Source organism: Actinomadura logoneensis (genome assembly GCF_003428695.1).
Lineage (GTDB): Bacteria > Actinomycetota > Actinomycetes > Streptosporangiales > Streptosporangiaceae > Spirillospora > Spirillospora logoneensis.
Window position 1 is genome coordinate 1 of the sequence record NZ_QURH01000265.1, and the last position, 9,321, is coordinate 9,321.

At 74.7% G+C, this 9,321-nt stretch carries 8 protein-coding genes; 4 read left to right on the top strand and 4 right to left on the bottom strand.

The window, feature by feature from the left end; translation table 11 throughout:
* Positions 1-321 precede the first annotated feature (321 nt).
* A complete protein-coding gene (locus DZF91_RS15760; RefSeq protein WP_117358220.1) occupies positions 322-1,176 on the bottom strand; it encodes an SDR family NAD(P)-dependent oxidoreductase in 855 nt (284 codons plus the stop codon).
* Between the two features lie 234 nt (positions 1,177-1,410).
* Positions 1,411-2,688 carry an MFS transporter gene (locus DZF91_RS15765; RefSeq protein ID WP_117358221.1) on the bottom strand — a complete coding sequence of 426 codons (1,278 nt, stop codon included), beginning with the start codon at positions 2,686-2,688 and terminating at the stop codon, positions 1,411-1,413.
* An 80-nt stretch (positions 2,689-2,768) separates the two neighbouring features.
* Here DZF91_RS15765 and DZF91_RS15770 point away from each other — a divergent pair, with 80 nt between their 5' ends.
* From DZF91_RS15770 to DZF91_RS15780, 3 genes are all read left to right on the top strand, one after another.
* Positions 2,769-3,341, top strand: a complete 573-nt coding sequence (locus DZF91_RS15770) for a TetR/AcrR family transcriptional regulator (protein WP_117358222.1) — start codon at positions 2,769-2,771, stop codon at positions 3,339-3,341.
* Between the two features lie 71 nt (positions 3,342-3,412).
* Positions 3,413-4,612: a sensor histidine kinase gene (locus DZF91_RS15775; RefSeq protein WP_117358223.1), complete on the top strand. Its 1,200-nt coding sequence runs from the start codon at positions 3,413-3,415 to the stop codon at positions 4,610-4,612.
* Complete coding sequence (locus DZF91_RS15780; protein WP_117358224.1) at positions 4,609-5,277, top strand: response regulator transcription factor; 669 nt, start codon at positions 4,609-4,611, stop codon at positions 5,275-5,277. Before DZF91_RS15775 ends, DZF91_RS15780 begins: the two co-directional genes overlap by 4 nt.
* Here DZF91_RS15780 and DZF91_RS15785 read toward each other — a convergent pair.
* A complete protein-coding gene (locus DZF91_RS15785) occupies positions 5,235-6,041 on the bottom strand; it encodes a TetR/AcrR family transcriptional regulator (RefSeq protein WP_117358225.1) in 807 nt (268 codons plus the stop codon). The two genes, DZF91_RS15780 and DZF91_RS15785, sit on opposite strands and share 43 nt — an antisense overlap.
* A 117-nt stretch (positions 6,042-6,158) precedes the next feature.
* Positions 6,159-7,310: an RNA polymerase sigma factor SigJ gene (gene sigJ, locus DZF91_RS15790; protein ID WP_117358226.1), complete on the bottom strand. Its 1,152-nt coding sequence runs from the start codon at positions 7,308-7,310 to the stop codon at positions 6,159-6,161.
* Positions 7,311-7,463: 153 nt separating this feature from the next.
* On the opposite strand from sigJ, the gene DZF91_RS15795 reads away from it, so the two are divergent.
* Positions 7,464-8,933, top strand: a complete 1,470-nt coding sequence (locus DZF91_RS15795) for an MFS transporter (protein ID WP_117358227.1) — start codon at positions 7,464-7,466, stop codon at positions 8,931-8,933.
* Positions 8,934-9,321: the final 388 nt, after the last annotated feature.

The window sequence follows — 9,321 nt, forward strand, 5'->3', positions numbered from 1 at the left end:
CGTCCGCCCGCCCGGCGTTCGTGCCCCCCTGCGCGGCGTTCGCGTCGACCTGCGCCGGCGCGGCGTCCGCCCGCCCGGCGGTCGCGGTCGCCGGGCCGGTCTTCTCGTCCGGGGGGACGGCTCGGCCTGCGGGATCCGCGGTCACGGGACCTCCCCATGTTGTCGGTCAAGCGTTAGCTTGGTTTCGCGCCGAGCGTAGATCCGTCCCCGCCCGCCGGTCAACGCCCCGCGCTCGGCCGGACCCCGCCGACGCCCGGTGGACGAAGCGCTCGGCCGCCGCGTGGACGAGTGCGCCCCGCCGCCTGGGGCGCGGCACCCGCTTCAGGCGGCGAGCTGCGGCGCGGCGGGGAACGGGATGCCGGTCAGCTTTTCGCTGAGCGCCAGCAGTCGGGCCCTGTCCTGCTCGTCGTAGGCCTGGTGATGGGCTCGCGCGGGACGGGCCCGGTTGAAATAGGTCCCGGTGACCTCGGCGAGGGCCGGGTCGCCGACCAGGCGGGCGGTGTTGGCCACTCCTTCCTCCAGGGTGCTCTGCACCGCGAACAGCCCCTCGACGATCTTGGTGGGCATGTAGGAGGCGGGGTGCAGGGCGTTGACGGTGACGCCCCGCCCGCGCAGCAGCTCGGCGTGCTCGAAGGTGAGCATGATCTGCGCGAGTTTGGCCTGGCAGTAGGCCTGGACGCCGTCCCAGCGGTGGTCCAGCATCACGTCCTGGAAGTCCAGGGGCGCCTGCCCGGCGGAGCTGACGTTGACCACGCGCGCCCGGGAGGACAGGGCCAGCAGCGGGGTGAGCAGGCAGCTGAGCGTGTAGGTGGCCAGGTAGTCGACCTGGAAGGTCAGCTCCAGCCCGTCGGCGCTGCGCTGCGGTGCGCGTTCGACACCGATGCCGGCGTTGTTGACCAGGACGTCCAGCCGGTCGCGGGCGGCCACCCGCTCGCCCAGCGCCCGGATCTGGTCCAGCTCGGCGAAGTCGGCGGTCTCGAACGTGAGCCGCTGGTTGCCGGTCCGGTCGCGCAGCTCGTCCAGCAGGTCCCGGCCCTTGACGGGGTTGCGGCCGTGCAGGATCAGCGTCGCCCCCTCGGCGGCGAGCCGGTGGGCCAGGGCGCGGCCGAGCCCGTCGGTGGCTCCGGTGATCAGGATGGTCTGGTCGCTCAGCGGGGCGGTGTCGGAAGTGGACATGCTTCTTGCCTTTCCTGGAACAGGACGTACGGCGGAATCGGAACGGACCGGTCAGACGACGGGACGGCCGCTGGCGGTGGTGTCGGGGACGTCCTCGCGCAGGTCCCAGTGCTCGGCGATCTTCCCGTCGGCGATGCGGAACACGTCCACCACGGCGATGCCCTGGTGGCCGGGCTGCGCCGTGAACAGTGCTGGGACATGACGTTCTCCTGGTTTCTCGTGTTCTTGTTTCGATCAGTGGTGGGTCGCGGCGGAGGTCCCGACAGGAGCCTTCGCCGAGGGCTCGAGGGGAGTCTTCGCCGAGGTCTCGACGGAGGCCGCGCTGGAGGTCGGGGCGTGGGTGCCGAGCGGGCTCGGCCGGCCGGTCGAGCGGGTGGAGAGCATGTGGGCGCCGACCGCCAGGGTCAGCGGCAGCAGCGGGAGTGCCGACAGTCCCCGGGCGCCGAGGGCGGGCAGGAGGCCGCTGCCGAGCAGGCTGCCCAGGCTCATGCCCAGGTACAGCGCCGAGGCGTTGAGGGCCAGCAGGACCCCGCGCTGCTCGGGCAGCAGCTCGACCAGCCGGGTCTGCTGCGGCGCCATGAACACGGTGTTGAAGAAGGCCCAGAAGGCGAACACCCCGATCCCGGCCGGCAGGACGCCCGGCGCGGCCGTCAGCGCGGCGAAGGTGGCGATGAGCCCGGCCAGCGCGGCGGCGATGGTCCGCGCCCCGCCCAGCCGCGTGTACAGCCGCGGGCCGACGGCGTTGCCGACCATTCCCACCGCGCCGAACACCAGCAGCGTCAGCGACACCATGCCGGTGGCGGCGCCGAACCGGGCCGCCAGGTAGGCCCCGGCGACCCCGTACACGGTGAACTGCGCGGTCAGCACCAGCAGCGTGGTCGAGATGATCGGCACGACTCCGGGGGCCCGCAGCGTGCGGACGAACCCGCGCGCGGTCGGTGCGGGGCCCGCCGCCACCGGAGGCAGCGACCCGGCCAGCAGCGCCATCACCGCGGCCGTCAGTACCGCCACCGCGGCCAGCGTCCAGCGCCAGCCGACCGTCGTGCCCGCCGCCGAGGCCAGCGGCACCCCCAGGACGGTGGCGGCGGTCATCCCGCCGAACACCACCGCCAGCGCCCGCGGTCGCTGCTCGGCCGGGACGATCATCGAGCCGGTGGCCGAGGCGACCGGTCCGAAGACCGCCGCGCCCAGTCCGGCGACCACCCGGGCGGCGACCAGGGTCGCGAAGGTCGGGGCGAGCGCGCTGCCGAGCCCGCCGGCCAGCATCAGGGCCAGGCCGATCAGCAGGACCCGCCTGCGGTCCATGCGTCCGAGCGCGACCGCGGTCAGCGGCGCGGCCAGGGCGAACACCAGCGAGAAGACGGTGACCAGGGTTCCGATGGTGGCGGGGCGGACGTGCAGGTCCGCGGCGATCGGGGCGCCGAGGCCGACCACGGCCAGCGACGCGGTCCCCAGGGTGAAGTAGCCCAGTGCCAGCGTCACCAGTGCCGGGGTTGAGGAACGAGTTCTCACCACGCACTCCCTTTCGCTACGGTCCGGTGCGTATTGGAATTAGAATACGGCACGGTCCGTATGTCAAGTACGCTCGGCCCATGACCGGACGACCCCGCGACCCCGCCGTCGACGACGCCATCCGCCAGGCCACCCTCGAACTGGTCGCCGACCAGGGCTACCGGGGGGTGAGCATGGAGGGGATCGCCGCCCGCAGCGGCGTGTCCAAACAGGCCGTGTACCGCCGCTACTCCAGCAAGGGCGAGGTCATCCTCGACGCCCTGGCCGCCTACGCGCGCACCCGCCTGCCCAACCCCGACACCGGCGACCTGCGCGAGGACCTGCTGACCCTGCTGGAGGAGACCTTCGCCGCCCAGCGCGGCGTGCCCGGCGCGCTCAACCAGGCCCTGGCCGCCGAGGCCCTCCAGGACGCGGACTTCGCCCGCCGCGTCACCGAGACCCTGATCCGGTCCCGCCGCGCCGCCGTCGGCGAGATCCTCGACCGCGCCCGGAGCCGCGGCGAGGTCACCTATCCGGACAACGACATCCTCATCGACCTGGTCTTCGGGCCGATGTGGTACGGGCTGGTCTTCGACGCCACCAAGCTCACCGACGCCTACGCGGCCGAACTGGCCACCGCCGTCACCACCCTGGCCACAAGCCCGCCGAACTAGGGCGTGTCGCGACGCCGCCCGCCCCACCGCGCGGCGGACGCCGACTCTCGGACACGCCCTAGGGTGGGGCCATGGTGGTCGGATGGCCCCGGGGGCGGGCGGCGGACGTCGCGATCGCCGCCGGCGTCCTGGTGGTGGTGACGGCGGGCAGCGCGCAGTCGCTGTACGCGCCCCGCACGGAGTCCTGGACGGTCACGGCGGTCGGCTGGGGCCTCATCCTCGCCGTGTGCGGCTCGCTGGTCGCGCGGCGCCGCCACCCGGTGCCCGTCGCCGTGTTCACGCTGGTCACGAGCATCGTCTACTACCTGCTGAGCGACTACGACGGGCCGCTGCTGGTGGCGTTCATCGTGGCGCTCTACACGGTCGCCGAGTCGGGCCGTCCGCGCGTCGCGGCCGGGATCGGCTCGATCGCCGTCGGCCTCGTCGGGTTCGGGACGATGGCGGGCAACGGCGACGTGAACGGCATCGCGCTGTTCATGCTCGCGGGCTGGCTGGTCGCCGTCGTCGTCATCGGGTGGCTGCGGCACACGACCGCCGCGCACGCCCGCGCGGTCGAGCAGCGCGCCGCCACCGAGGAGCGGCTGCGCATCGCGCGCGAACTGCACGACGTCGTCGGCCACCACCTGTCGCTGATCAGCGTCCAGTCGGCGGCGGCGCTGCGCCGCTACGGCAAGGACAGGCGGCGCGGCGAGGAGATGGCCGAGGAGTCGCTGGCCGCGATCCGCGAGACGAGCACCGAGGCGCTGCGCGAGCTGCGGGTGATGCTCGGCGTCCTGCGGCAGGACGGGGAGGACGCCCCGACCGCCCCCGCGCAGGGCCTCGACAGCCTCGGCGACCTGGTCGAACGCGCCCGGTCCGCCGGGCTGCGGGTGCGGGCGGACGTGTCGGGGCCGGGCCGTCCGCCCACCGAGGTCGGGCTCGCGGCGTACCGGATCGTCCAGGAGGCGCTGACCAACGTCGTCCGGCACGCCCGCGCGAGCAGCGTGGACGTCCGCGTCGAGCGCGCCGTCGACGCGGTCACCATCGAGGTCGTCGACGACGGCCCCGCCGCCGCCCACCCCCTGCCGCCCCGCCCGCCGGACGCGTCCGATGACCGGTGGACGGCGGAGCCGCAGCCCGAGACGCACCCGGCGAAGGCGGCGTCCGGCAGCGGGATCGGCGGGATGCGGGAGCGCGCCCGCGCGCTCGGCGGCGAGCTGGAGGCGGGCCCCGGCCCGGACGGCGGCTTCCGCGTGCGCGCCCGCCTGCCCCACGAGAAGAGGACTGCATGATCAGGGTTCTGCTGGCCGACGACCAGCGGCTGGTGCGCGCGGGGTTCCGCTCCATCCTCTCCGACGAGGACGACATCGAGGTGGTCGGCGAGGCCGGGGACGGCGCGCAGGCGGTCGAGGGCGTCCGCGCGCTGCGCCCCCACGTCGTGCTCATGGACATCCGCATGCCCGGCACCGACGGCCTGGAGGCGGCCCGGACGATCACCGCCGACCCGCGCCTGGCGGACGTCCGCGTGGTCATCCTGACCACCTTCGACCTGGACGAGTACGTCTACGGCGCGCTGCGCGCGGGGGCCAGCGGCTTCCTGCTGAAGGACACCGAGCCGGAGGAGCTGATCCAGGCCGTGCGGGTCGTCCACCGCGGCGACGCCCTGATCACCCCGCGCATCACCCGCCGCCTGATCGGGGAGTTCGCCGGACGGGTCCGCGCGCCCGACCCCGGTCCGCGGCTGGGCGCCCTCACCGACCGCGAGCGCGAGGTGCTGCGGCTGGCCGCCGCCGGGCTGAGCAACGACGAGATCGCCGCCCACCTCGTGCTGAGCCCCACCACCGCCAAGACCCACATCAGCCGCATCATGACCAAGCTCGCCGCCCGCGACCGCGCCCAGCTGGTCGTCCTGGCCTACGAGTCCGGCCTGGTCAGCCCGGGGTGGCTCGCCGACTGAGCGCACGGATCTCCTGTCGGCGGTGGGCTCGTCCACCGGGGGTCGTCGGGGCCGAACATGCCCGCGTGCCAGAGGCGGCGGATGTGCTCGGTGAGCGGCGGCCCGAGCGCGCGCAGCGCCTCGGGATCGCCCGCCGCGACGGCGGGCGTCACCATCGCGCTGGTCGCGGCGACGATCACCTGGCAGGTGTAGCGGCCCGCCTCGTCCCGCGCCCCGATCAGGTCCGCGAAGACCCCGGCGAGGCTGCCCTGCAGGGCCGTCCGGCGCTGCACGGCCTCGGGACCGGCCGCGAACACCTCGACCAGGAACAGCCGCGCGTACGGCAGCTCCCGGGCGAGGACGTCCAGGTACGCGGCGAGCGCGTGCTCGACCGCCGCCAGCCGATCCTCGGCCGTCCCGCCGGAGCGGGCTCCACCGGTGCCCTTGGCGTCGGCGTCGCCGGGGGAGGCGGTGTCCTGGTACCGCCCGAGGGCCTGCATTACGTGCGCCACCAGGATCTCGCCCGCCCGCTCGAACGCGCCCATGAAGCAGTCGAGCTTGGAGTCGAACAACCGGTAGAAGCTCTGGCGGGACACGACCGCGCGCCGCAGCACGTCCTCGACCGACGTCCGGACGTAACCGCGCTCGGCCATCGCCTCCGCCATCGCCGCGTACAGCCGGTCGCGGTGGATGCGCTCGACCTCTTCGGGGGCGAGGGCGTGCCGTCCCCGGGGCAGGCGGCGCGGCGCGGCGCGGCGCGTCCGTTCCTCGGCTGACTGGGGCATCCGCCCACGATAGGGCACCGGCGGCGCAGCCCCGAGCAGCTGCCCGGCCGCCCGTCCGGAGCGCCCGTCCGGAGCGCCCGTGCGGAGCGCCCGTCCGCGTGCCCGTCGGCATGCCCGTCAGCCGTCCGGCTCGTCATCGACGAGATGGGTGAGCTTGTCCGGGTTGCTGACGGCGTAGATGCCCTCGACGTGCTCGCCGTCGGCGGCCATGTCGAGCACCATGACGGCGAACGGCGCGTCGCCCTCGAAGAGCACCGCGGACGGGTCCCCGTTGACGGTCCGGTAGCGGACGTCCAGGTCCTCCGGACGCCGGCGGACCGACCCGGCGATGAACCGGGCGACCTTGTCGCGGCCCTCGACCGGACGCAGCGCCGCCCGCCGGACGCCGCCGCCGTCGGACCACATGGTCACGTCCGGCGCGAGGATCCGCATCAGCGCGGCCAGGTCGCCGCCCAGCGCGGCGGAGAGGAACCGCTCGGTCGCCTCGCGCTGCGTGCGCGGGTCCACGCTCCGGCGCGTCCGCCGTGCCTGGACGTGCAGCTTCGCGCGGTGCGCCACCTGCCGGACGGACGCGGGCGACCGGTCCAGGATCTCCGCGATCTCGGTGTGCGGGTAGCCGAACACCTCGTGCAGGATGAACACCGCCCGGCTCAGCGGCGTCAGCGTCTCCAGCACGACCAGCATCGCCAGCGACACGGCCTCGCCCCGCGCCACGTCCTCGGCGGCGTCCTCCCCGACCGCCGCCGCCGCGCCGGACCCCGCTCCGAAGCCGGTCCCGGCCGCGCCGACCAGCGGTTCCGGCAGCCACGGCCCCGGATACGTCTCGCGCCGCCGCGCGACCGCCGCCTGCCGCGCGAGCGCGGTGTTCACCGCGATCCGGACCAGGTACGCGCGCGGCTTCTCCACGCCGTCCAGGCCGTGCGCGGCCCAGGCCAGCCAGGTGTCCTGGAGGACGTCCTCGGTGTCGGCGACGCTCCCCAGCAGGTTGTAGACGATCGAGAACAGCAGCTCGCGATGGGCGGCGTAGATCTCGGTGGCCTCGTCCGCCACCCGCCCCGCAACGCCGTCCGCCTGGAAACTTGCGGCCCTGTCCACCACCGGCCTTGCGGCGTCGCCCGCCTGGGGCCTTGCGGCGTCGTCCGGGGCCGCCCCTTCGGCCTCGTCCGGCGCGGGGTTCACGGAGTCCTCCGCCGGCGGCCCGGCGGGGGCGGGCCGCGGCGAGGGCGTGTCGTCGTCCTCGGTGGGCGGGGGCGGGATGTGGTGGGGCATGGGTCCTCCTGTTCGCCGCCTCCCTGAGGTGCGAAGACCCCCGAAGTGTGACATCCCCGGCGGAATTGAGATTCGTCTCTCAGACCCGTCACGTTCTCGCCGTCCGCCGCCTCCTGGATCGCGTAACCCACCGAAGACGGAGGCGAACCCCAGATGTCCGACAGTCCGTTCCTGGCCACGCGCCGGGGCAAGTTCACGTTGGCGCTGCTGTGCGGCGTCGCGTTCCTCGACTTCATCGACGCGTCCATCGTCAACATCGCGCTGCCCGCGATGCAGCGCGCCCTCGGCTTCTCGGTCGCGGGCCTGCAGTGGGTGCCCAGCGGCTACCTGCTCACCTACGGCGGGTTCATGCTGCTCGGCGGACGCGTCGCCGACCTGCTGGGCCGCCGCCGGGTGCTGGTCGCCGGGACGGTCCTGTTCGGCGCGGCGTCCGCGGCGGGCGGGTTCGCGCAGACCGCGTCCGTCATGGTCGCCGCGCGGATGGTGCAGGGCCTCGGCGCGGCGGCGATGCTGCCCGCCGCGCTGTCGCTGCTCACGACGTCCTTCCGGGAGGGCCCGGAGCGCAACCGGGCGTTCGCCGTCTGGGGCGGCATGGCGGGCGCCGCGTCCGGCGCGGGCGTGCTGCTCGGCGGGGTCCTCACCGACGGTCTCGGCTGGCGCTGGGTGATGCTGGTGAACGTCCCGGTCGTCGTCGCCCTCCTGGTCGTCGTCCCGCTGCTGCTGCCCGACGACCGCCGGACGGCCCGCCTCCGCGAGTTCGACGCGCCGGGCGCGCTGCTGGTCACGGGCGCGATGCTGCTGCTGGTGTTCACGCTGGTCAAGGCCCCGGACGTCGGCTGGGGCGCCGTCCGGACGGTCGGCGGCCTCGCCGGTTCGGCCGTCCTGCTGACGCTGTTCGTGCTCAACGAGACGCGGTCGGCGCATCCGCTGCTGCCGCTGGACACCCTGCGCATCCGCGGCCTGGCGGCAGCCAACGTCACCCAGCTGCTGGTGCTGGCGGGCGGGGCCGCGATGTTCTTCTTCGTCAGCCTCTACATGGAGAGCGTCCTGCACTACTCGCCGCTGCGGACCGGTTCGGCCTACCTGCCGCTGTGCGCGTGCGTCGGCGTGGCGGCGGGCGTCACCTCCAAGCTCCTGCCCCGGTTCGGGACGCGACCGCTGATCGTGGTCGGCGCGCTGATCGGCTCGGCCGGGCTGTTCCTGCTCTCCCGTGTCCCCGTCGGCGGCTCCTACGTGACGGACCTGCTGCCCGGCCTGCTGGTGGTCGCGCTCGGCCTCGGCGTGGTGTTCGTGTCCGTCACCGCTGCGGCGAACTCCGGCGTCCCGGCGAACCGGGCGGGCGTCGCGGCGGCGCTGCTCAACTCGTCCCAGCAGCTGGGGACGGCGCTCGGCCTGGCCATCATGGCGGTGCTCGCCGCCGACCGCACCGGCCACCTCCTCAAACTGGGGACGGACGTCCCGCACGCGACCACGGAGGGCTTCCAGCGCGCGCTGCTCGCGGGCGCCCTGTTCACCGTCGCGGCGGCGGTCGTCGGCCTCGGCGTCCGCAACAGCCGGGGCGACGAGGCCGCGGCGTCCCTCGCCCCGGCGCCGGCGGCGGCACCGGCCGACACCACCGTGTGACCCCTCGCGGACGCGCCGTCAACACGTCGGCAGAACGCGCCGCCCACGCACCCGGAGCACGCGCCGTCCACACGCCCGGGGGGCGCATGTCCACGCCCCCGGAGGACGCATGTCCACGCCCCCGGAGGACGCATGTCCACGCCCCCGGAGGACGCGGTCCACGTGGCGGACGAGGGGTGACGTCCGCCACGATGGGGGCCGATCGAACACATGCGCCCCGGACGGCGTCCAACGATGTGTTCCGCCGACGCCCAGACACCCCTCGGAGACCTCATGCCGAACGTTGACCGCCGCCGCGCCCTCGGGCTGCTGGCCGCCGGAGCGGCGGGCATCGCCGCCGCGGCGGCCCCGGACCTGTGGCACGACGGCCCGTCGCGCTCGGCGCGCG

Bases quoted from the DNA above. Each gene is read 5' to 3' on its own strand.
- DZF91_RS15760 (WP_117358220.1), bottom strand. From the start codon at position 1,176: ATGTCCACTTCCGACACCGCCCCGCTGAGCGACCAGACCATCCTGATC.
- DZF91_RS15770 (WP_117358222.1), top strand. From the start codon at position 2,769: ATGACCGGACGACCCCGCGACCCCGCCGTCGACGACGCCATCCGCCAG.
- DZF91_RS15775 (WP_117358223.1), top strand. From the start codon at position 3,413: ATGGTGGTCGGATGGCCCCGGGGGCGGGCGGCGGACGTCGCGATCGCC.
- DZF91_RS15780 (WP_117358224.1), top strand. From the start codon at position 4,609: ATGATCAGGGTTCTGCTGGCCGACGACCAGCGGCTGGTGCGCGCGGGG.
- DZF91_RS15785 (WP_117358225.1), bottom strand. From the start codon at position 6,041: ATGCCCCAGTCAGCCGAGGAACGGACGCGCCGCGCCGCGCCGCGCCGC.
- sigJ (WP_117358226.1), bottom strand. From the start codon at position 7,310: ATGCCCCACCACATCCCGCCCCCGCCCACCGAGGACGACGACACGCCC.
- DZF91_RS15795 (WP_117358227.1), top strand. From the start codon at position 7,464: ATGTCCGACAGTCCGTTCCTGGCCACGCGCCGGGGCAAGTTCACGTTG.